Annotated in this window: 19 protein-coding genes; 11 read left to right on the top strand and 8 right to left on the bottom strand. The window is 70.4% G+C overall.

Annotated features, from left to right (window positions below; genetic code table 11):
• Positions 1 to 67: 67 nt before the first annotated feature.
• The 5 genes from atpA (at position 68) to ACTRO_RS22040 (ending at position 5,192) form a co-directional block, all read left to right on the top strand.
• Positions 68 to 1,708: a F0F1 ATP synthase subunit alpha gene (gene atpA / locus ACTRO_RS22060; RefSeq protein WP_034265821.1), complete on the top strand. Its 1,641-nt coding sequence runs from the start codon at positions 68 to 70 to the stop codon at positions 1,706 to 1,708.
• A gap of 51 nt (positions 1,709 to 1,759) precedes the next feature.
• Complete coding sequence (locus ACTRO_RS22055) at positions 1,760 to 2,668, top strand: F0F1 ATP synthase subunit gamma (protein ID WP_034265818.1); 909 nt, start codon at positions 1,760 to 1,762, stop codon at positions 2,666 to 2,668.
• 5 nt (positions 2,669 to 2,673) lie between these two features.
• The gene (gene atpD, locus ACTRO_RS22050) at positions 2,674 to 4,101 is read left to right on the top strand and encodes a F0F1 ATP synthase subunit beta (protein ID WP_034265815.1); all 1,428 of its coding nucleotides are present in this window, start codon (positions 2,674 to 2,676) and stop codon (positions 4,099 to 4,101) included.
• A gap of 101 nt (positions 4,102 to 4,202) precedes the next feature.
• Positions 4,203 to 4,595, top strand: coding sequence for a F0F1 ATP synthase subunit epsilon (locus ACTRO_RS22045; protein ID WP_034265812.1), 393 nt, complete (start codon positions 4,203 to 4,205; stop codon positions 4,593 to 4,595).
• Positions 4,596 to 4,640: 45 nt separating this feature from the next.
• Positions 4,641 to 5,192: a DUF2550 domain-containing protein gene (locus ACTRO_RS22040; RefSeq protein ID WP_034265810.1), complete on the top strand. Its 552-nt coding sequence runs from the start codon at positions 4,641 to 4,643 to the stop codon at positions 5,190 to 5,192.
• Positions 5,193 to 5,207: 15 nt separating this feature from the next.
• Here the strand turns inward: ACTRO_RS22040 and ACTRO_RS22035 are convergent, their stop codons facing one another.
• Positions 5,208 to 5,792, bottom strand: a complete 585-nt coding sequence (locus ACTRO_RS22035; RefSeq protein ID WP_034265808.1) for a cob(I)yrinic acid a,c-diamide adenosyltransferase — start codon at positions 5,790 to 5,792, stop codon at positions 5,208 to 5,210.
• Between the two features lie 37 nt (positions 5,793 to 5,829).
• Here ACTRO_RS22035 and ACTRO_RS22030 point away from each other — a divergent pair, with 37 nt between their 5' ends.
• Positions 5,830 to 6,681, top strand: a complete 852-nt coding sequence (locus ACTRO_RS22030) for a 3-hydroxyacyl-CoA dehydrogenase family protein (protein WP_034265805.1) — start codon at positions 5,830 to 5,832, stop codon at positions 6,679 to 6,681.
• A 96-nt stretch (positions 6,682 to 6,777) separates the two neighbouring features.
• Here the strand turns inward: ACTRO_RS22030 and pepN are convergent, their stop codons facing one another.
• Positions 6,778 to 9,333, bottom strand: coding sequence for an aminopeptidase N (pepN, locus tag ACTRO_RS22025; RefSeq protein ID WP_034265803.1), 2,556 nt, complete (start codon positions 9,331 to 9,333; stop codon positions 6,778 to 6,780).
• Between the two features lie 133 nt (positions 9,334 to 9,466).
• Here pepN and ACTRO_RS22020 point away from each other — a divergent pair, with 133 nt between their 5' ends.
• Positions 9,467 to 10,090, top strand: coding sequence for a mycothiol-dependent nitroreductase Rv2466c family protein (locus ACTRO_RS22020; RefSeq protein WP_034265800.1), 624 nt, complete (start codon positions 9,467 to 9,469; stop codon positions 10,088 to 10,090).
• Positions 10,091 to 10,128: 38 nt separating this feature from the next.
• On the opposite strand, the gene ACTRO_RS22015 is transcribed toward ACTRO_RS22020, so the two are convergent.
• Both ACTRO_RS22015 and ACTRO_RS22010 read right to left on the bottom strand, forming a co-directional pair.
• On the bottom strand, positions 10,129 to 11,706 hold the full coding sequence (locus ACTRO_RS22015; RefSeq protein ID WP_051451199.1) for a sensor histidine kinase: 1,578 nt from the start codon (positions 11,704 to 11,706) through the stop codon (positions 10,129 to 10,131).
• A gap of 2 nt (positions 11,707 to 11,708) precedes the next feature.
• Entirely contained in the window at positions 11,709 to 12,455 is a 747-nt protein-coding gene (locus ACTRO_RS22010) for a response regulator transcription factor (RefSeq protein WP_034265798.1), read from the bottom strand.
• Positions 12,456 to 12,669: 214 nt separating this feature from the next.
• Between ACTRO_RS22010 and ACTRO_RS22005 the strand changes: the two genes are divergently transcribed.
• The 3 genes from ACTRO_RS22005 (at position 12,670) to ACTRO_RS21995 (ending at position 15,039) form a co-directional block, all read left to right on the top strand.
• Positions 12,670 to 13,281, top strand: a complete 612-nt coding sequence (locus ACTRO_RS22005) for a biotin transporter BioY (RefSeq protein ID WP_034265795.1) — start codon at positions 12,670 to 12,672, stop codon at positions 13,279 to 13,281.
• A 4-nt stretch (positions 13,282 to 13,285) separates the two neighbouring features.
• Complete coding sequence (locus tag ACTRO_RS22000; RefSeq protein ID WP_034265792.1) at positions 13,286 to 13,750, top strand: ribose-5-phosphate isomerase; 465 nt, start codon at positions 13,286 to 13,288, stop codon at positions 13,748 to 13,750.
• A 155-nt stretch (positions 13,751 to 13,905) separates the two neighbouring features.
• Entirely contained in the window at positions 13,906 to 15,039 is a 1,134-nt protein-coding gene (locus ACTRO_RS21995; RefSeq protein ID WP_211244378.1) for a PP2C family protein-serine/threonine phosphatase, read from the top strand.
• Between the two features lie 10 nt (positions 15,040 to 15,049).
• On the opposite strand, the gene ACTRO_RS43680 is transcribed toward ACTRO_RS21995, so the two are convergent.
• The 3 genes from ACTRO_RS43680 to ACTRO_RS43670 all read right to left on the bottom strand — a co-directional run bounded on the left by ACTRO_RS43680 (position 15,050) and on the right by ACTRO_RS43670 (position 20,048).
• Positions 15,050 to 16,228, bottom strand: a complete 1,179-nt coding sequence (locus tag ACTRO_RS43680; RefSeq protein ID WP_051451198.1) for a hypothetical protein — start codon at positions 16,226 to 16,228, stop codon at positions 15,050 to 15,052.
• Positions 16,229 to 16,245: 17 nt separating this feature from the next.
• Complete coding sequence (locus ACTRO_RS43675) at positions 16,246 to 17,049, bottom strand: WXG100 family type VII secretion target (protein WP_051451197.1); 804 nt, start codon at positions 17,047 to 17,049, stop codon at positions 16,246 to 16,248.
• Between the two features lie 137 nt (positions 17,050 to 17,186).
• On the bottom strand, positions 17,187 to 20,048 hold the full coding sequence (locus ACTRO_RS43670; protein WP_051451196.1) for a penicillin-binding transpeptidase domain-containing protein: 2,862 nt from the start codon (positions 20,046 to 20,048) through the stop codon (positions 17,187 to 17,189).
• A 322-nt stretch (positions 20,049 to 20,370) separates the two neighbouring features.
• On the opposite strand from ACTRO_RS43670, the gene ACTRO_RS21975 reads away from it, so the two are divergent.
• Positions 20,371 to 20,943 carry a dihydrofolate reductase family protein gene (locus ACTRO_RS21975; RefSeq protein ID WP_034265790.1) on the top strand — a complete coding sequence of 191 codons (573 nt, stop codon included), beginning with the start codon at positions 20,371 to 20,373 and terminating at the stop codon, positions 20,941 to 20,943.
• 159 nt (positions 20,944 to 21,102) lie between these two features.
• Here the strand turns inward: ACTRO_RS21975 and ACTRO_RS21970 are convergent, their stop codons facing one another.
• Positions 21,103 to 21,663, bottom strand: coding sequence for an RDD family protein (locus ACTRO_RS21970; RefSeq protein ID WP_034265786.1), 561 nt, complete (start codon positions 21,661 to 21,663; stop codon positions 21,103 to 21,105).
• Positions 21,664 to 22,228: the final 565 nt, after the last annotated feature.

Genomic DNA, 22,228 nt, shown 5'->3' with positions numbered 1-22,228 from the left:
CGACGAGTTCGCGGGCGACGGCGAAGTACCGCAGGCGTCCGAGAAGACTTAGGAGACAGGAACACTGATGGCGGAGCTTACGATCCGTCCGGAGGAGATCCGGGACGCGCTGGAGCGCTTCGTCGCCTCGTACGAGCCTTCGGCCGCCAACGTAGACGAGGTCGGTACGGTCACCGAGATCGGTGACGGCATCGCCAAGGTCGAGGGCCTGCCCTCGGCCATGACCAACGAGCTGCTGAAGTTCGAGGACGGCACCCTCGGCATCGCCCTGAACCTCGACGTGCGCGAGATCGGCGTCGTGGTCATGGGCGACTACAGCGGCATCGAGGAGGGGCAGACGGTCCGGCGGACCGGCGAGATCCTCTCCACCCCGGTCGGCGACAAGTTCATGGGCCGCGTGGTCGACCCGCTCGGCAACCCGATCGACGGCCTCGGCCCGATCGAGGCCGAGGGCCGGCGCATCCTGGAGCTGCAGGCGCCTTCCGTCATGCAGCGCCAGTCGGTCAGCGAGCCGCTGCAGACCGGCATCAAGGCCATCGACTCGATGACCCCGATCGGCCGCGGCCAGCGTCAGCTGATCATCGGCGACCGGCAGACCGGCAAGACCGCGGTCTGCATCGACACGATCCTCAACCAGCGCGCCAACTGGGAGTCGGGCGACCCCGACAAGCAGGTGCGCTGCATCTACGTCGCGGTCGGCCAGAAGGGCTCGACCATCGCGGCCGTGCGCCAGGCGCTGGAGGACAACGGCGCGCTGGAGTACACCACGATCGTCGCCGCCCCGGCGTCCGACCCGGCCGGCTTCAAGTACCTCGCCCCGTACACCGGCTCGGCCATCGGCCAGCACTGGATGTACGCCGGCAAGCACGTGCTGATCGTCTTCGACGACCTGTCCAAGCAGGCCGAGGCCTACCGCGCCATGTCCCTGCTGCTGCGCCGCCCGCCGGGCCGCGAGGCCTACCCCGGCGACGTCTTCTACCTGCACTCCCGCCTGCTCGAGCGCTGCGCGAAGCTCTCGGACGAGATGGGCGCGGGCTCGATGACCGGCCTGCCGATCGTGGAGACCAAGGCGAACGACATCTCCGCGTTCATCCCGACCAACGTCATCTCCATCACCGACGGCCAGTGCTTCCTGGAGACCGACCTGTTCCTCTCGGGCGTGCGCCCGGCCGTGAACGTCGGTACCTCGGTCTCCCGGGTCGGCGGCTCGGCGCAGGTCAAGGCGATGCGCCAGGTCTCCGGCTCGCTCCGGGTGGAGCTCGCCCAGTTCCGCGACCTGGAGGCCTTCGCGGCCTTCGCCTCGGACCTGGACGACGCCTCGAAGGCGCAGCTGGCCCGCGGTCAGCGGATGGTCGAGCTGCTCAAGCAGCCGCAGTACTCCCCGTACCCGGTCGAGGACCAGGTCGTCTCGATCTGGTCGGGCACCTCGGGCGAGCTCGACGAGGTCCCGGTGCAGGACGTGCGCCGGTTCGAGTCCGAGCTCCTCACCTACCTCAAGTCCTCGAAGCCGCAGATCCTGCAGTCCATCGCGGCCAAGAACGAGAAGCTCTCGAGCGACACCGAGGGCCTGCTCAAGGCGGCGGTGAACGAGTTCAAGGACTCGTTCGAGAAGGCGGACGGCTCGCTGCTGCGCGGCGATGTCGCGGTCACGCCGCTGGACCGGGCCGACGTGGGCCAGGAGACGATCACCCGTCACGCGAAGGGCTGAGCACCATGCCCCGAGTGATCCGCATCGAGTTCAGGAAGGAGGGCTGAGGCAGTGGGAGCCCAACTCCGTGTCTACCGGCGGCGCATTTCGTCCGTCAGCGCCACGAAGAAGATCACCCGCGCGCAGGAGCTGATCGCGACCGCGCGCATCGTCAAGGCGCAGCAGCGCGTGGCGGCGTCGACCCCGTACGCCCGGGAGATCACCCGGGCGGTGTCGGCGGTGGCCTCGCACTCCAACGCCAAGCACCCGCTGATCGGCGAGCGGCCGCGGCTGCGGCGCGCGGCCATCGTGCTCATCACCGCGGACCGCGGTTTCGCCGGCGCCTACAACAGCGCCGCGATCAAGCAGGCCGAGCAGCTCGCGGCCCTGCTGCAGGACGAGGGCAAGGAAGTCGTCCGGTACGTCATCGGCCGCAAGGGCGCGTCGTACTACCGCTTCCGGGGTATCGAACTGGCTGGGGCGTGGTCCGGTTTCTCGGACAACCCGCAGTACGGCAACGCGGCCGAGGTCGCGGACGCCGTGATCGCCGACTTCGAGAAGGGCGGCGAGGACGGCGGGGTGGACGAGCTGCACGTGGTGTCCACCGAATTCGTCTCGATGCTCACCCAGAACGCCACCGCCGGCCGGTTCCTGCCGCTGGAGATCGAGGAGTCGACCGCGCCCCCGCAGGGCGGCGCCTTCCCGCTCTACGAGTTCGAGCCGGATCCCGCCGAGGTGCTCGACCGGCTGCTGCCGCACTACATCAAGGCGCGCCTGTTCAACGCCCTGCTGCAGTCGGCGGCCTCCGAGCACGCCGCGCGGCGCCGGGCCATGAAGTCGGCCACGGACAACGCCTCGGACCTCATCCGCCAGCTCACCCGGCTGGCGAACTCGGCCCGACAGGCCGAGATCACCCAGGAAATCAGCGAGATCGTCGGTGGCGCCAACGCCCTCGCCGACGCGAACGCAGGGAGTGAATAGCAGCCATGACGACCACGACCACGACCGGCGTCGGCCGCGTTGCGCGGATCATCGGTCCCGTTGTCGACGTGGAATTCCCCGTCGACGCGATGCCGGAGATCTTCAACGCTCTGACGATCGACTACGACTTCATGGGTGAGACCCGTACCCTCACCCTCGAGGTAGCCCAGCACATCGGCGACAACATGATCCGCGCGATCGCGATGAAGCCGACCGACGGCCTCGTGCGCGGCTCCGAGGTGAAGGACTCCGGCGCGCCGATCTCGGTGCCGGTGGGCGACATCACCAAGGGCCACGTCTTCGACGTGACCGGGAACGTGCTCAACCTCAAGGAGGGTGAGAAGTTCGAGGTCACCGAGCGCTGGCCGATCCACCGCAAGGCGCCGAGCTTCGACAAGCTCGACCCGAAGACCGAGATGTTCACCACCGGCATCAAGGTCATCGACCTGCTCACCCCGTACGTCACCGGCGGCAAGATCGGCCTGTTCGGCGGCGCGGGCGTGGGCAAGACGGTGCTCATCCAGGAGCTCATCTACCGCGTGGCCGAGAACTTCGGCGGCGTGTCGGTGTTCGCCGGCGTCGGCGAGCGCACCCGTGAGGGCAACGACCTGATCGCGGAGATGACCGAGACCGGTGTCATCGAGAAGACCGCGCTGGTCTACGGCCAGATGGACGAGCCCCCGGGCACCCGCCTGCGGGTGGCGCTCTCGGCGCTGACGATGGCGGAGTACTTCCGCGACGTGCAGAACCAGGACGTGCTGCTGTTCATCGACAACATCTTCCGCTTCACCCAGGCCGGCTCCGAGGTCTCCACGCTGCTCGGGCGCATGCCCTCCGCGGTGGGTTACCAGCCGACCCTGGCGGACGAGATGGGCGAGCTGCAGGAGCGGATCACCTCGACCCGCGGCCACTCGATCACCTCGGTGCAGGCGATCTACGTCCCCGCGGACGACATCACCGACCCGGCGCCGCACACCACCTTCGCGCACCTCGACGCGACCACGGTGCTCTCCCGGCCGATCACCCAGAAGGGCATCTACCCCGCGGTGGACCCCCTGGACTCGACCTCGCGCATCCTGGACCCGCGCTACGTCGCCAAGGACCACTACGAGACCGCGACCCGGGTCAAGGCGATCCTGCAGAAGTACAAGGACCTGCAGGACATCATCGCGATCCTCGGTATCGACGAGCTGTCCGAGGAGGACAAGCTCACGGTGCACCGCGCCCGCCGGATCGAGCGCTTCCTGTCGCAGAACACCTTCGTGGCGAAGATCTTCACCGGCATCGACGGCTCGTTCGTCCCGCTGGAGGAGACCATCGCGGCCTTCACCGCGATCGCCGACGGCAAGTACGACCACGTGCCGGAGCAGGCGTTCTTCATGTGCGGCGGCATCGAGGACCTCGAGCGCAAGTACAAGGAACTGAGCAAGTAGGTTCCGGACCACGCCGGTCCCCTCCGATCCGCGAGACGGGTCGGAGGGGACCGGTGGTATCCGGTAAACTTCACGTCACTAGTGGTAGAGGAGCCGCACCCATGGCTGAACTCGACGTGGCATTGGTCGCGGCCGACCGGGAGGTCTGGTCGGGCAAGGCCTCGCTCGTCGTCGCGAAGACGGCGGACGGCGAGGTGGGCATCATGCCCAAGCACCAGCCGATCCTCTCGGTGATGAATCCGAGCGTGGTCACCATCAAGACGGTCGTGGACGGGGCGCCGGGCGAGATCCTGCGAGCCACGGTGCACGGAGGCTTCATCTCGGTGGCCGACGACCGGGTCTCGCTGCTGAGCGAGGCGGCCGAACTCGTCGACGACATCGACGCGGCTCGCGCCCAGGAGTCCCTGGCCACCGCCCAGGCGGGCGGCTACGGCGCGGATTCCGAGGCCGCCGCGGCCCGAGCGGAGCTGCGGCTTCGCGCCGTCGGCCGATAGCCGGCGGGGGGCAGCGTTGAGCACGTGCGGCTGGGCAGGTCGGCGATGTTGAGCGCCGTCCTCGGTTTCGTTCTCTCGCTGTGCCTGCTCGTCCTTCTCGCGATAGGCGCTCTGTTCCTGCGCCGGGTGATGATCCGGCGCCGGGGCGGCACCTTCGACTGCAGCCTGCGTCTGACTCCCGCTCTGCCGGGGGCGACGCGGGCTGCTTCGCGCTTGAGCGGGTCCGCGCCCGAGGACGCCCCGGAGGCCGGCCCGGTGCGCGGCACCGGCACCCCGCTCACCGCCGCCGCCGTGCGCGACGGCCGCGGCTGGTCCTACGGGATCGCGCAGTACGGCGCGGACCGGGTGGACTGGTACCGCATCTTCTCCTACGCCTTCCGCCCGGCCGCGGTGCTCACCCGCCGGGACCTCGAGGTGATAGGCCGCCGGGCGCCCGAGGGCACCGAGGAGCTCGCGCTCTTCCCCGGCTGGACCATCCTCGACTGCCGCTTCGGCGCCGGCTACGCCGAGCTGGCCCTGTCCGAGGACGCCCTGACCGGCTTCCTGTCCTGGCTGGAGGCGGCGCCTCCGGGCCAGGGCGTCTCCCGAGTTTCCTGACGCGCTCTCGGCCGCTCAGCCCTCCCGGCTCGCCCCGGGCACCCACAGCACGTCGCCGCCCGCCTCCCGGTTGGCGTCTCTGGCCAGGATGAACAGCAGGTCGGAGAGCCGGTTGAGGTACTTGGCGGTGAGCACGTTCATGCTCTGCCCCTCCGCCTCCAACGCCGTCCAGGCCGAACGCTCGGCCCGGCGCACCACCGTGCGCGAGACGTGCAGCAGGGCGCTGCCCGGCGTGCCGCTCGGCAGGATGAACGAGCGCAGCTTCTCCAGCGGCTCGAGGTAGTGGTCGCAGTCCCGTTCGAGCCGGTCGATGTCCTGCTGCTCCACCCTGAGCGGGGGGTGCTGCGGGTTCTCGACGACCGGGTTGCACAGGTCCGCGCCCACGTCGAACAGTTCGTTCTGAATCCTCGTCAGGGTCGTGACGACCTCGTCCCGCAGGCCGCCCATGGCGATGGCCACGCCGATCGAGGAGTTGGCCTCGTCGGTGTCCGCGTAGGCGATCAGCCGGGGGTCGGTCTTCGAGGTCTTGCTCATGTCGCCGAGCCGGGTGCTCCCGTCGTCGCCGGTCCTGGTGTAGATGCGTGTGAGGTTGACTGCCATGGGGCCGAGGATACCTACTCGCTAGTAGGCTGCCGACATGACTATGAGAATCGCTGTGATCGGTGCCGGCCTGATGGGTTCCGGCATCGCCCAGGTCTCGGCGGCCGCCGGACACGAGGTGGTGCTCAGGGACGTGTCGGACGCCGCCACCGCGCGCGGTCTGGCCGGTATCACCGCTTCGTACGAGAAGTTCGTCGGCAAGGACAAGATGACCCGGGAGGCGGCCGAGGCCGCGCTGGCCCGGATCACCACCACCACCGAGCTGGCCGCGGTCGGCTCGGCCGACCTGGTGGTCGAGGCGGTGTTCGAGGACCTGGACGTCAAGCAGGGCCTGTTCCGCGAGCTGGACAAGCTCTGCCGGGACGGCGCGGTGCTGTGCACCAACACCTCCGCCCTGCCGGTCACCCAGATCGCGGCCGTGACCGAGCGCCCCGAGGCCGTGGTCGGCACTCACTTCTTCTCGCCGGTGCCGCTGATGGCCCTGTGCGAGCTGGTGCGCGGGTACAAGACTTCTGACGACACGTTGGCCGCGGCCCGGACGTTCGCCGAGTCCGTCGGCAAGACCTGCATCGTGGTCAACCGCGACGTGGCAGGCTTCGTCACCACCCGGCTGATCGCCGCGCTGGCCAACGAGGCGGTCCGGCTGCTCGACAACGGCGTGGCCACCGCCGAGGACATCGACACGGCCTGCAAGCTCGGCTTCGGCCACGCGATGGGCCCGCTCGCCACCCTGGACCTGACCGGCGTGGACATCATGCGCAACGCGACCCGGAACATCTACAACGAGTCGCACGCGGACCAGTTCGCCGTGCCCGAGCTGCTCAACCGCATGGTCGCGGCCGGGGACCTGGGCCGCAAGTCCGGCCGCGGGTTCTACGCGTACGGCTGAGCCGGCCACGCCGTCTCGGCGGCGTCGTCCCGGCATGAAACAGGGCGCTGACCCGGATCGCTCCGGATCAGCGCCCTGTCGCGCGTGCGGTGTTTCTCAGCGGGCGTCCAGCTCCTGGCCGGCCAGGGTGCGCACGGTGCCGTCGCGCTGCTCGAGCAGCAGGCGGCGCAGCGCGGGCGGCACGGTCTGCTCGTCGGCCGAGGCGAGCAGCGCGTCCACGCGCTCGACCACGGACCGCTGCACGATCGCCGCCGGGTACAGGCCGGTGGCGAGCAGCTGGGCCATGTGCGGAGTACGCGCGGCCCAAAGCCCGGCGACCGCGCCGAAGTACTTCTCGGCGTACGGCGCGAGGAGGTCGCGCTGCTCCGGCTGGCGGAAGCCGAGGACGGTCGCCATCAGCTCCTCGTTGGTGAGCTTGTCGTCCTCCACCATCGAGGCCCACGCCGCGGCCTTGGCCTGCTCGGTCGGCATGCCGGCCCGGGCGTTCATGGCGTGCCGCTTGCCCGCCGCGGTCGGGTCCTTGACCAGCTCGGCCTCGACGTCCTCCTCGGTGGCGTGCAGCGTGGCCGCCAGGCGCTGCAGCAGCGCCCAGCGCAGCTCGGTGTCCACCGTCAGCCCGTCCAGCGACTCGGTGCCGTCGAGCAGGCCGCGCAGCAGGCCCAGGTGCGCCTCGTCCCGCGCCGTGCTGGCCAGGGTGCGCGCCCAGGACAGCTGCACGTCGCTACCGGGATCGGCCTGCAGCAGCTGTGCGTGCGCGAATCCGGCCCAGCGCTCGGCCAGCTCCGCGCGCCTGTCCGGCGACGCGTAGAGCTCCACCGCCATCTTGGCCTGCCGCTGCAGCGACTGGAGCACCGTGATCGAGCTCTCCTTCGCCGCACCGGAGATGACCAGCGCGACGTAGTCGTGCGCGGGCAGCTCGGCGTTGCGGACCATGTCCCACGCGGAGACCCAGGACAGCGCGCGCGGCAGCGACTCGGCGAACTCGCCGATCGAGGAGATCAGAGTATTGATCGAGCGCTCGTCGAAGCGGATCTTGGCGTAGCCCAGGTCGTCGTCGTTGAGCAGCACCAGGTCCGGCTGCCGCACGCCGACCAGCTCGGGCACCTCGGTCTGCGCGCCGACGACGTCGAGCTCGATCCGGCGCACCCGCTCGAGGCCGCCGTCGCCGCGCTCGTACAGGCCGACCGCGATGCGGTGCGGACGCAGCGTCGGGTAGTCGGCCGGAGCCTCCTGCAGCACCGAGAAGGAGGCGAAGGTGCCGTCCTCGGCCAGGGTGAACGCGGGCGAGAGGGTGTTCGGCGCGGCCGTCTCCAGCCAGGCCTTCGACCAGGTGCCGAGGTCCCGGCCGCTGGCCTCCTCGAGCGCGCCGAGCAGGTCGGACAGCCGGGTGTTGCCCCAGGCGTGCCGCTTGAAGTACGTCCGCAGGCCCTTGACGAAGGCGTCGTCGCCGACGTACGCCACCAACTGCTTGAGCACCGAGGCGCCCTTCGCGTAGGTGATGCCGTCGAAGTTCACGTACACGGCCTCGAGATCGGGGATCTCGGCCACGATCGGGTGCGTGGAGGGCAGCTGGTCCTGCGCGTACGCCCAGGTCTTCTCGGTGTTGGCGAAGGTGGTCCAGGCCCCGGTCCAGCGGGTGGCCTCGGCCTGGCAGCGCACTGAGGCGTAGGTGGCGAAGGACTCGTTGAGCCACAGGTCGTTCCACCACTCCATGGTCACGAGGTCGCCGAACCACATGTGGGCGAGCTCGTGCAGGATGGTCTCGGCCCGGCGCTCATACGAGGCGTCGGTGGTCTTGGACCGGAAGACGTAGTCCTCGCGGAAGGTGACGCACCCGGCGTTCTCCATCGCGCCCGCGTTGTATTCGGGCACGAACAGCTGGTCGTACTTGGGGAACGGGTACGGGTGGTCGAACAGCGCCTGGAAGTAGTCGAAGCCCTTGAAGGTGATGTCGAACAGCTCGTCCGCGTCGAGGTACTCCATCAGCGAACGCCGCGCGGCGACGGCCATCGGGATCACCGTGCCGTCGGCCGAGGTGTAGTCCTTGCGCACCACGCCGTACTCGCCGGCCACCAGGGCCGTGATGTAGGTCGAGATCCGCGCGGTCGGCTCGAAGCGCCAGACCGCCTTGCCCTCGCCGGCCGGCTCCGGGTCCGGCGTGGGGGAGTTGGAGAACATCGCCCAGTCGGCCGGCGCGGTGACGGTGAACCGGAAGGTGGCCTTGAGGTCGGGCTGCTCGAAGGCAGCGAACACGCGCCGCGCGTCCGGCACCTCGAACTGGGTGTAGAGGAAGACGCCGCCGTCCACCGGATCCACCATCCGGTGCAGGCCTTCACCCGTGTGGCTGTACTGGCAGGACGCCGCCACCTCGAGCACGTTCTGCTCGGCCAGGCCCTCGAGCCTGATGCGCGAGTCGGCGAAGACCTCGGCCGCGTCGAGCTCGCGGCCGTTGAGCACGATCCGGCGCACCGGACCCTCGGTGACCAGATCGGCGAAGGTGGCCGAACCGGGCTCGGCGGTGAAGCGGATGACGCTGACGGAATCGAAGTCCTCGGCTCCCGCCGTGAGATCGAGCTCGACCTCGTAGGACGAGACCGACAGCAGGCGGGCGCGTTCGGCCGCCTCTTCACGAGTCAGATTGGTACCGGGCACTGTATTGCACGGCTCCTTACTGGGGTGCGGTGGTCAGGTGTCTTGTGCTGGGAAGGATCGTATGCCCTCCGGCCCGGCGCGCGGCGGGCGCAGGGCGGGAATGCCGCCGTGCGCGCCGGTGTTGCGAGCAGTCATGACGGAATCTGCGCAGAACCGAGCGGTCGCCGACCTGTGGGTCGACCCGCTGTGCCCGTGGGCCTGGATGACCAGCCGCTGGCTGTTGGAGGTGGAGAAGCAGCGTCCGGTCGACGTGCGCTTCCACGTGATGTCGCTCTCGGTGCTCAACAGCGGCCGGGACGAGCTGCCGGAGCAGTACAAGGAGATGCTCCAGCGCGGCTGGGGCCCGGTCCGGGTGCTGATCGCGGCCCAGCAGCAGCACGGCGACGAGGTCGTGCGCCCGCTCTACGACGCCCTCGGCACCCGCCGCCACATCGGCAAGCAGGAGTTCAACCGGGAGACCATCGAGGCCGCGCTGACCGAGGTGGGCCTGCCGGCCGAGCTCGCCGACGCCGCCGAGACCGACGCGTACGACGAGGCGCTCAAGGCCTCGCACCACGCCGGCATGGACCAGGTCGGCATGGACGTGGGCACCCCGGTGATCGCGACCGAGGGCGTGGCGTTCTTCGGCCCGGTGGTCTCGCCGGCGCCCAAGGGCGAAGCGGCGGCGAAGCTGTGGGACGGCGTGCTGCTCGTGGCAGGCACCGACGGCTTCTTCGAGCTCAAGCGGACCCGCACCCGCGAGCCCATCTTCGACTGAGCCCCGCGAGGCGGCCCAGGCCTCGGATCGTAGGACACTCACTCGTTGATCTGAGTTTGTGCGATTGTGGCCCGGGCTTCCCCCGAAGTTTGTGCGTTTGTGAGATCGGCGCTCCGCGGCCCCGGCACCGGCAGCGCCACGGTGAACACGCAGCCGGCGCCGGGCGCGGAGACCACCCGCGCCCGGCCGCCGTGCGCCTCGGCCACCGAGGCCACGATGGACAGCCCGAGCCCGCTGCCGCCGGTGGAGCCGCCGCCCTCCCCGTCGCGCCCGCGCCCGCGCGAGGCGTCCCCGCGGTAGAAGCGCTCGAACACCATCCCCTGCTGATCCGACGTCAGCCCCGGCCCCGAGTCGGCCACCTCGATCACCGCCCCGCCCTCGGTACGCCGCGCCGAGATCGTGGCCGGCGTGCCGGGCGGCGTGTGCGCGCGCACGTTGGCGAGCAGGTTGGCCAGCACCTGGCGCAGCCGGTCCACGTCGCCGATCACGTGCACCGGTGCGGACGCGTCGTTTGCCGCCTCGACCGGCCACCGCGGGTCGGCCGCCGTCGAGTCGCGCGCCGCGTCGGCGATGAGCGCGGTCAGGTCCACCACCGTGCGTTCGAGCGGCCGGCCCGAGTCCAGCCGGGCCAGCAGCAGCAGCTCGTCCACCAGCACGCCCATCCGCTCCGCCTCCGACTCGATCCGGCGCATCGCCAGCGCCAGGTCCTCCGGCCGGGAGGCCGCCCCGCGGCGGAAGAGCTCCGCGTATCCGCGGATCGAGGCGAGCGGGGTGCGCAGCTCGTGCGAGGCGTCGGCGACGAACCGCCGCAGCCGGTTCTCCGAGCTGCGCTGCTCCTTGAAGGCGTGCTCGAGCCGAGTGAGCATCAGGTTCACCGAGTACCCGACCCGGCCGAGCTCGGTGCGCGGATCCGCCGGGGACACGCGCTGGTCGAGGTCGCCGCTGCCGATCTCCACGATCGTCTCGCCCATGCGCTCGAACGGCCGCAGCTGACGCCGGATCTTCCGACTGGTCATCAGGCCGACGGTGGTCAGCGCGAGCAGCCAGGTGACCACCTCGATCTCGCCGATGTGCACCATCGTGTCCGACACGGCCTGCTCGGAGCTGGCGAGCACGAGCGTGCCCTCGTCGTCGGGCAGGTAGCTCACCCGGATCCGGTAGGTGCGCGTCGATCCGTCGCCGCTGGGCAGCGAGGCGGTGTAGAACTTGGCGCCGTCCTGGTCCGACCCGGTGCCCTTCAAGCCCGGCGTCATGCTCGGCGAGATGCTCGGGCCGCCGCCGATGGTCTGCTGCGAGCCGTCGGCCAGCCGCATCAGCAGCAGCGCGGGCAGCAGGCCCTGGCCCGAGGCCTGGGACCACTGCTTGCTGGTCGTTCCGGTCAGATCAGGGGCCTGGTTGGCGACGTGTTGTGCGATCACGTACTGGTCGGCGAGCACGGCCGTCGCGGAGAGCTGACTGTCGAGGTCCCGGAGCAGCAGATCGTGCACGGCCCACGACGTGGCGGCGTCGGCCAGCGTCAGCGCCAGCACCAGTCGGAACAGCACCGTGCGCAGCAGCCGGGCGCGTAGCGAGACGCGCTGTTGCCGGACGTGCCGGAAGAGGCGTTGCGGGCACACCGCTAACGCGCCGTCTGCTCGTCGAGGTTCGCCTCGCGCGAGTCGCGGGGATCGCGCGGCAGCCGCAGCGAGTAGCCGACGCCGCGGACGGTGTGGATCAGCGGCACCCGGTCTCGGTCGACCTTCTTCCTGAGGTAGGAGATATAGGTCTCCACGACGTTGTCCCCGCCGCCGAAGTCGTACTGCCAGACGTGGTCGAGTATCTGCGCCTTCGACATCACCCGCCCGGCGTTCACAGTCAGGTAGCGCAGCAGCTTGAACTCGGTCGGCGTCAGATCCATCGGCTCGCCGCCGCGCCGGGCCTCGTGCGCGTCCTCGTCGATGACCAAATCCGCGAAGCCGAGCCGCGTCTCCTCCGCGTCCGGCCGGGTGCGCCGGAGCACCGCGCGGATCCGGGCGACCAGCTCGTCCAGCGAGAACGGCTTGGTGACGTAGTCGTCCCCGCCCACCGTCAGACCCGTGATCTTGTCCTCGGTCGCGTCCCGCGCAGTGAGGAAGACCACAGGCACGCGCATGCCCTGCGACCGCAGCCGTGAGCACACGTCGAGTCCGGTGAAGTCCGGCAGCATCACGTCCAGCACCAGCAGATCCGGGGCGAAGTCGGCCGCCGCGGCCAGCGCCGCGCGCCCGGTGGCCGCGCTCGCCACCTCGAACCCCTCGTAGCGCAAGGCGAGTCCGACCAGATCGGTGATCGCCGCCTCGTCGTCCACGACCAGGATCCTGGCCTCCGGCCTCGTCTCGCCGTTCATCTCCCGACTCCCCTCACGTGCGCCCCGGGGCTGCGTGCAGCTCCCACACTGCCCGATCCCACTGTGCCGTAGTTGGGAGTTTCCTGGGAGCGCGCTGTGAGCCGGGACCGGCAACGCCGCGGCCGAGTTTTTGTCGCGATCCGGCAGGGCGAGGCCCCCGCCGGGCCCGCTAGCGTCGAAACGATCGACAAGCAGGCGAAGTGAAGGAGTCCCCATGGCGTCCACGGCCGTACTCGAACCGCGCGGCGACAAGCTCGTGCTGTCCGACTTGATCCCGCTGCTGCGCGGCTCTCGGGCGCGCGACGCCGCGCTCGTGCTCGGCGGCGCCGGCCTGACCGGGCTGGCGGCGCAGATCTCGATACCGGTGCACGGCTCGCCGGTGCCGGTGACCGGGCAGACCTTCGGCGTGCTGCTGGTCGGCGCGGCGCTCGGGACCCGGCGCGCGGCCGCGTCGATGGCGCTGTACCTGCTGGCCGGCTTCGTCGGCGTGCCCTGGTTCGCCGGCGCCACGACCGGCTCGATCCACCTGGCCACCCTCGGCTACCTGGTCGGGTTCATCCTGGCCGGCGCGCTGGTCGGCCGGCTGGCCGAGCGCGGCGCCGACCGTTCGCCCTGGCGCACGGCGTCGACCATGGTGCTCGGAAACCTCGTCATCTACGCCTGCGGCGTGCCGTACCTGGCGCACGCGGCGCACCTGTCCGCCGGCGATGCGCTGCACTACGGCCTGACCGTGTTCCTGCTCGGCGACGCGCTCAAGATCCTGCTCGCCGCCGGACTGCTCCCGGGCGCCTGGAAGCTCGCCGGCCGTCGCCCCGTGGGAGACTAGCCGCATGCGTATCTACCTGGGCTCGGACCACGCGGGCTTCGAGCTGAAGAACCATCTGGTCGAAAAGCTGAAGGAGCTCGGCCACGAGCCGGTGGACTGTGGGCCGCACGAGTACATCGCCACCGACGACTATCCGCCGTTCGTGATGCTCGCCGCCAAGCAGGCCGCGGACGAGCCGGGCTCGCTCGGCGTGGTGATCGGCGGTTCGGGCAACGGCGAGGTCATCGCCGCCAACAAGATCCCGGGGGCGCGGGCCGCCCTCGTGTGGAGCGAGCAGACCGCGACCCTGGCGCGTGAGCACAACGACGCCAACGTCATCAGCATCGGCGCGCGCATGCACAGCCTGGAGCAGGCCACCGGATTCGTGGAGCTGTTCGTGGCCACCCCGTTCAGCGACGACCCGCGCCATGTGCGCCGGATCGGCATGCTGACCGACTTCGAGGCCACCGGCCAACTGCCCAAGCCCTGACGGACGGGCGGGCGACCGGCCGGCGCCACAAGGGCGTCGGCCGGGGCGTTCCGGGCGTATTACTCACTCCAACGGGTGACAGCTGCCCGGTCGACGGCCCTTTTCGTCCGACGGCGGATGACGGTGGCGAGGCCGGGTCGGTAAGGTCACCGTCCATGATGGCGACGGCGGCGTTGGACCGTTATGCGGCGGCCGCGCGCGACGCGGCCCGCCGCCGTAGCCGGCATTGGGTGGCCGCCACCCACTGGATCAGGCATCGACTGCTGCCGGCCGAGGGGTTCGTGCTCCCGGCCCTGCTCGCGCTCACCGCCGTCCTCGGCCTGCTGGCCCGCCTGCACACCCCGTGGATCCAGACCTCGATGGTGACGCTTCCGCTGCTGCTCGGCGGATTCACGCTGCGTTTCACCGCGCAGCTCGTGCTCCTCTCGGCCGCCGCGATCGTGGTGCTGGCCGACTCCGCCGCGATGCGCCCGCCGCACCCCGACCCCGGCACCGTGCTGCTCGTGGGCACGACCGCGTTGGTGGTGCTGGTGATGTCGCGCGAACGCGTCCGGCTCGGCGTGCGCGGCACCCGCGGCGAATCCATGCTCTTCGATCTGCGCGAGCGGCTGCAGGCCCAGGGCCGGGTGCCGCAGATGCCGGACGGCTGGGACGTCGACCTCGCGCTCAAGTCCGCCGACGGCCAGTCCTTCGGCGGGGACTTCCTCATCGCGGCCCGCTCCGACCAAGGCAGTGTGCTGCAACTCGGCCTCGTCGACGTCTCCGGCAAGGGGCTCGAGGCCGGTACCAGGGCACTGCTGCTCTCCGGCGCCTTCGGCGGCCTGCTCGGCTCGGTGCCGGCGGAGGAGTTCCTGGCCGCGGCCAACCGGTACCTGCTGCGCCAGGGCTGGGAGGAGGGCTTCGCCACCGCCGTGCACCTGGTGCTCGACCTGCGTTCCGGCGAGTTCGACTGCTACAGCGCCGGCCACCCGCCGATCGCCCGGCTGAACTCGGGCGCGGGGGAGTGGGAGCTGTGCGAGACTCCGGGCCCGGTGCTCGGCGTGCTGCCCGAGGTGGTCTACCGCCCGACCCGCGGCCGCCTCGTGGCCGGCGACGCGCTGCTGCTGTTCACCGACGGCCTCGTGGAGCGGCCCGGCAAGGACCTCGCCGTCGGCCTCGACCGCCTGCTCGGCGCCGCGCAGACGCTGCAGACCCGTGGATTCGCCGGCGGCGCGGCCCGGATCATCGACACCGTGGCCCGGTCGGTCAACGACGACCGGGCCCTGGTGCTGCTGTGCCGCTCGTCCTGAGCGGCGAGGCTCAGGACACGCCGTTCTTCCGGTAGGGCTCGTACGTGCCGCCCGGCGTCTTGCCGTTCTCCCAGTAGTACGGATACGGGATGACGTGCCCGACCGAACCCTGCGATCCGTTGTCCTCGAGCGCGTAGTACTCGGTGTGCGCCGAGTTGGCCCAGCCGCCGAAGAGCACGACGTGGTCCGCCGCGATCAGCGCGTCCCCCGGCTGCAGGTCGTTCTTGGAGATCTGGTGCGAGACCGAGGAGGACATCAGGCCCGTGCAGTTGGTGCCCGGCTTCTTCAGCCCCCAGGCGGCCGAGACGGAGCCGGAGCAGTCGTCGCGGTAGCCGTCGGTGTCGGCGGACTGGCTGTAGCCGACCTTGTGGTCGATCCGGGCCACCATGTTGCTCATGATCTGCTGGCGGGTCGAGGAGAGCTTGCTGTAGTCCGGCAGCTTGGTCTGCATGCCCTGGCCGGTGCGCGGACCGTGGATGCCGGCAGTCCAGTTTCCGGTGGTGCTCCACGCGCCGCCGGTGGTGCTCGAGACGCCGCCGCCGGTGCCGCTTCCGCCGCCGCCGGATCCGGTGCTGCTTCCGCCGCCACCTCCGCTCGTGACGGTGCCGCCGCCCGAGCCGGTGCCGCTTCCGCCGCCGCTCCCACCGGAGGACGTCGAGCCGCCGCCACCGGTGCTCGTGCCGCCACCGGTGCCGGTGCCCGCGGTCGTGGTGGACCCGCCGCCGGCCGGTGTGCCGACGAGCGCCTGCGCGGCGCCCTCGGCCGTGCCCTGGTCGCTCCCGCCGAGCTGGTTGAGCAGAGCCCTTATCTGAGACGATCCGGGCGCGTTGGAGCTCAGGGCTCCCTGTATGTCGGTGATGTTGTTGGCCGCCGCGTCGTCGGCGATCTGGTACTCGATCGAGCACCGGTTGAGCAGCTGCGAGTCGTCCTGCAACTGCTGTACCAGGGTATTGAGCTCACCCGCGGCCTTCTTCAGCGAATCGCGCAAGGCGAACCAGATCCCGGCCTGGATGACCTCGGCCGCCGGGTTGAAGATGTCCTGCAGGAAGGAGTGCTCGAGCAGCGAGCTCAGATGCCCCTCGATGCTGCTCAGCTGCGCGGGCATCTTGCCCATCGCCTCGGTCTCGGTGGTCCAGTCCTTGGCCACCTGCTGGATCTGCTGCACATCGACGTCGAAAGTGCCTGACATGCCCTACCCCCTGGAAGTCAGATCATCATGGCCGCGAGATCGGCGGCGTGGTTGAGATCCGCCGCGATCTGCGAGAACTGCGAGGAGAGCTGCGAGGTGTGCGAGCGGAAGGCGTCGGCCGCCTCGCCCTGCCACGAGGCCTGCTGCGCATCCTGCTGGAGCTTCTGCCCGAGCTCCTCGACCTGCTTGGCCATCGCCTTGAGCTGCTGCGCCACCTGCTCCGGCTCGCCGATCGCGCCGAACAGGCTCCCGAAGAAGCCCGACACGTCCGAGCCGAGCCCGCCCAGGAAGCTGCCGACGTCCTTGACCGCGCCGACCGCCGCGTTCCCGATGGTGCTCAGCCCGGACTCCGCCACCTCGCCGATGTCCTTGAGCCCGGTGTCGGCGATGTCGCCGATCGTGTCGACGCCCTTGTTGAAGGCCGCGAACCCCGTCTGTGCGACGTCTTTCGCGGCGTCGAGGCCGGCGTGTGTGACGTCGCTCGCGACGTTGAAGCCGCTCTGTGCCACGTCTTTGGCTGCGTCGAAGCCGGCGTGTGTGACGTCGCTCGCGACGTTGAAGCCCGTCTGTGCGACGTCTTTGGCTGCGTCGAAGCCGGCCTGCGTGACGTCGCTCGCGACGTTGAAGCCGCTCTGCGTCACATCTCTGGCTGCGTCGAAGCCCGTATGCGCAGCGTCGCCCACCATATCGAGCCCGGTCTGCGCGACGTTCCCCGCCGCGTCGAGCCCTGATTCCGCCACGTGACCCACGTCCGAGACGGTGTCCGTCGCCGCCTTGCCGAGGTCATGGGCCGCCCCGCCCAGATCGTCCAGAACATTCATGGCTACGCCCCCTGCGTCGTCCGCCACCCGTTGCGCCCGATGGTCGCGATCCTAACGGAACGCGACCATCGAACGCAGGACACTCATCATCCGTACGGTATTCCCGCGCAGCCCCCCGGCCAAGTGCGCGGCCGGGGCTATTGCAGAGCTTTGAGCACGGAGGCCGTCTCCGGGCCGGCGTAGGACGCGCCGAACCCGGCGTTGAGCACCACGCAGGCGATCGCGAGGTCGGCCTTGGGGTCGAACACCACCATCCAGCTGTTCGGCTTCTGCGCGTTGGTGGCGTCCGGGTCCACGTCGGCGGTGCCGGTCTTGCCGTAGACCTCGTCGGTCACCCCGGAGTAGACCCCGGCCGCCGTCCCACCGGACTGGGTGACCGCGTGCATCATCTTCCACAGGGCCTGCTGCACGTCGCTGGGCAGCGACGTCGCGCTCGCCTGCGCCGTGCCGGGCACCACGATCGGCTGCCTGAAGGTGCCGGTGTCCACGGTCGCCGCCACCGAGGCCATCGCCAGCGGCGCCGCCTCGAGCTGGCCCTGGCCGAACAGCTCCATCGCCAGCTCGCCGTTCGAGGTGCTGGCCGGGATGTTGTAGTACGGGCCGGCCGGACCGAGGCCGATGTCCCACGGCTGGTTGAGCCCGTAGTACTTCTCCGCCGTCTGGGCGAGCGTGGTGGGGCCGATCTTGTCGTACCACTGGGTGAAGGCGTTGTTGCAGGAGTCCGCGAAGTCCTCCAGGAACGGCGTGCCCGCGGGCAGGCTCTCACCCGCCGAGTTGCCGAAGCTCGTGCCGTTGATGGTGATCGTCTTCGGGCACTGCACCGCCTGCGAGGTCGAGGAGACGAGCCCGGAGGTCATCAGCGCCGTCGAGGTGATGATCTTGTTGGTCGAGCCCGGCGCGATCCGCGCGGTGAGCGCGAAGTCGTTCTGCCCGGCGTTGTTCGCCACCGCCAGGATGGCGCCGGTGGTGGGCCGGATCACCACCATCGAGCTCTGGTCGTACCTGCCCACCGCGTTCATCGCGGCCGTCTCCACCTGCGCGTCGATGGTGGTCTTGAGCTCGCCGGTGTTGACCGGCTCGCTGAGCTTGTCCGTGGTCCCGGTGACGGCGGTGCCGTCCGCCTTCTGCAGCTGCACTTCGATGCCGGGCGTGCCGCCGACCGGCGCGTTCTTCTTCAGCGCGGCGGCGATATTGCGCAGACCCGCGTCGGCGGCGTCGGAGAGGCTGTTGCCGGACGAGTCCGTCACCTCGTCGGCCTGCGCCGGGATCGCGACGCTGACGACCTTGGTGGCGGCGGTCAGGTTCGGCGCGACCAGCCCGGGTGTCCACTGGATCCACCAGCCGCCGTTCTGCTCATACGCAGTCAGGTGCGAGGTGTACGTCCAGTTCGCGGTCGGCCCCGCAGCCGAGGTGCCGCTTCCGGAGGCCGCGCCCGTCGAGGACGACGTGGACGCCCCGGACGCCGAGGACGAAGAAGCCCCGCTGGCGCTGCTCGTACTCGCCGTCTCCGCCGGCAGCCCGACCTTCGCCTCGACGGAGAAGGTGACCGTCCCGCCGGGCCCCGGCGTCGCGCTGGCCGTGGCACCCGTGGTGCTGTTGGTCGCGGCGATCTGCGGCGTCACGGTCGTAGCCGTGGACGTCTGGGGCGCGAGCTGCAGTCCGGCGAGGTTCAGGTTCTTCTGGAAGCCCGTCAGCGTGGAAAGGGCGGCGGCCGAATCGTCCGTGAGCCCGGCGGCCTTGTTGAGGTCCCCGCTCTGCCAAGCCGTGAGGAACGCGGTGGCCGTCTCCTTCGCCGCGTCGGCCGGAGCCGAAGCGGTCGGATGGAAGCCGGCCGGTATCGGCTTGTTGCCGCTTCCGCCGAGCTGCGTGAAGACCAGCAGCAGCACGAGCCCGACCACGACAACGCCGCCGACGCCGCCCAGCACCCGCTTGGGCGAGCGCCGTCCGCCGTTGCCACCGCCGCCGTTGTTGCTGCTCCCGGTGCGGTTGCCGCCTCCACCGCCGATCGCGGGAGGCGGACTCACCCGCCGTCGCTGCCCGTCGTCCTCCCAGTCGTCCCACTCGCCGTCACCCGCGGCGGGCTGAGCGGCCCGGGCGGCGTAGGCGGGCTGGGGCTGGGCCGGCGGTTGCTGCTGGTGGGACTGCTGCTGCGCGAACCGCTCGCGCGGCGCTCCCCACAGCTGCGCCGGTTCGCTCGGCTGCGGCCAGACCGGCGCGACCCGCTGCGTCGGCGCCACGTCGGGCACGACCTGGGTCGGCTCGTCGGCGAACGGCGGGGCGGGGGGCGGGGCCGTGGGCGGCGAGACTATCTGAGTCGGCATCAGGTCCGACTCGCTCCGGACCGGCCGCACGAACGCGGTCTCCTGCTCCGCGGAGGGCACGGGAGGCGCCGCCGGGGTCGGGCTCCAGGTCGAGGGCTCCGGCGGCTCCGTCTTCATCGCCGCTGGCGGAGCGGGCGGCTGGGGCGCCGCGTCCGGCTCGTCGAGTGCGTCGGCTGCGTTGACTGCGTCGGCTTCAGGCGCGTCCGCGGCCTCGGCGGCCGTCGAGGGCTCGTACGCGGCATGCGGCTTCCGCGTCGGCAGCGGGGGCAGCGGCCCGCTCGTGGACTGCGTCGCCGGCACGACCGGCTCGGACAGCGCGGCCAGCACCGTCGCCGCGGTCATGGTGTCCGCGGCCGCCAGGCTCGCTCGCTCCCAATCCACCTCGTCCGGCTCGGCCTGCGCCTCCGGCTCGTCCCGCGAGTCCCGTGCGTCCGGCTCTTCGGGCTCCGGTTCCGCCGCCGCGGGCACCCACGGCGAGTCCGCGGACAACGCCGCCACCTCGGACGACTCCGGCTTGCCGGCCGCTTCCCCGCGAGCCTCGGCAGCCGACTCCCCGGCCGGCGTCTCTATCGAAGCCGCTTCCGGAGTCTCCTCCGGCTTCGCCCCGGCTTCCTGCTCGGGCTCACCGTCCGCCCCGAACCAGCTATTCCAGCCGCTCTGTGAAGACTGGCCGCTCACCGCGTCCCCTCCTGAACTTGCCTGATCATCGATATATAGGACGCGCGCACCCGGCCGTTCGTTGCGGCTAGACGCGCGATCCTATCTACGCACTGCGCGGCCCGGGGCTACAAGGCGTTACACGATGACAACGATTTGACGAAAGTACCTGCCCATCGCCCCCGTATCGCCTCGCCGACAACACCGCCATCCTTGACAAATTTTCTTGTCGGTCGCATCCTGGAACTACTCAGAACGTGCGGCGCAACCGCCGCCGCCGACGTCGAACCGCGAAAATCGTCGTGGGAAATCGGAATCGGCCCGAGAAGCAAGGAAGAGCCTCATGCGCACCTTGATCAGCACCGCCTTCGTCTCGCTCGACGGCGTCGTGGAAGGCCCCGGCGGCGAAGTCGGCTACCGGAACGCGGGCTGGACCTTCAAGGAGGTCGACTTCATCCCCGAGGCGTACGCGATCAAGGGCCAGGAGCAGGAGGAGGCCACCGCGATGCTGCTGGGGCGGGTCAGCTACCAGGCCTTCAGCCCGGTCTGGCCGGGGATGGAGGAGTTCGCGCGCTACAAGCAGCTGCCGAAGTACATCGTCTCCACCACCCTCGCCGAGGCGGACCTGGTGGAGAACTGGGGCGAGTCCACGATCCTGCGCTCGCTCGAGGAGGTTGCCGCCCTGAAGAACACCGAGGGCGGACCGATCATCATCCACGGCAGCGCCGAACTCAACCACGCCCTGTCCGATGCCGGCCTGATCGACCGCTATCACCTGCTCGTCTTCCCGCTCCTGCTCGGCGCGGGCAAGCGGCTGTTCAGCGCCACCGACAAGGACACCCAGAAGCTGAAGCTGGTCGAGCACGAGGTCTACGCCAACGGCGTGCAGAAGCAGATCTTCGACGTCGTGCACTGATCCGGCTCGGCGGCAAAACGAAGACGGCCGACCCCGACCAACGCGCGGCCGGTAGGAGCGGCACCGGCGTTGCGCCGTGCCTTCCCCCACCGCGCCCGCTGCTGGAAGCGGTCGGCCCCCGGGACTCGGAGCCCGTTATGGCTCCGCGTGCTCAGCGCGTCAGCGCTGCCAGGTGTCGAGAACCTTGTTCGGGTCGTGGAGGACGACCGTGCTGCCGATCAGGTCGGGCAGCGACTGGCGCTTCTTGGTGCCCAGGAACAGGCCGAACGAGACGACCTCGGCGATCGGGCTCAGGAAGTCCTGGGCGAAGATCCCGATGATGTTGCGCAGCGCCATCGTGCCCCAGCCCGCCACGCGTCCCTCCGCGGGCTTCCAGCAGCGCAGGCCGAGCACCTGCATCGCCGGGCCGCGGCCCTTGCTCCACGCGATCAGGCCCCAGATGACCCAGCCGATGCCGAGGGTGACGCCGGCGAGGAGGAGCATCAGGAAGTAGGCGCCGATCCGTCGGCCGAAGCCGGCGAGCTCCACTCCCTGCGGAAGCATGAGCCCCGACTTCGGGTCGAAGTACATGCCGGCCGGCGCGTCCATCTGCGGCGCGCCGTAGCCGTAGCCCGATCCGGTCGGCGGCGCCTGCAGCGTGCCCTGGAAGGGCAGCGGCACCGCGTCTTGCGGACCCTGGGCCGGCGTGGACCACGGGTCCTGGTTGGGCGTCTGACTCATCGATTCCTTACCTTCTAGGCAGGCCGCGCGAAGCCCCGCCCCATGGCACGGCCCCCGCAGCCACCTGTTCGCGGTTGGTACTCCTGCTGACCCGACGGGGGCGGTGCATCCGATGCCCCCGAGCGACTCGCGGTGATCAATGCCTTGAGCTATCCGGTCCCCGGCGCCCAAGTGTGCCCCAGCGTACGGGCGTGCGCCAGCCCTTGACTCCAACGATCCGCCCCCGTTCACCTTCAGCGCATCCGCCGTCTTTCCCGTCGCTCCAGAGCCCAAGTGACTACTGCCATACCAGCCATCCAGAAGACGGCTGTCCGATCGAGCTGGCCAGGCGACAGGCGAGGGGAGCCCCAGAGACTGTTCCCGCAAAGAACAGCGGCCCCCGCGAACAGGAGGCTGACCAGCCGGTCCCACGCGGGCCGCCGAGAGGTCGCCCGCCCCCACGGCCGGGTGAGGCGGTAGATCGCGCCGAGGAGAAAGCCGATCACGACCGGCACGCCGACTACGGCGCCGTTCCACCGCCAACTCAACCACGCCAGACCCCCGAGTACCGCGCTGATGCCAACTA

The organism is Actinospica robiniae DSM 44927 (assembly GCF_000504285.1).
Taxonomy (GTDB): Bacteria; Actinomycetota; Actinomycetes; order Streptomycetales; family Catenulisporaceae; genus Actinospica; species Actinospica robiniae.
This window is presented reverse-complemented; position numbering and strand designations above follow the sequence as displayed.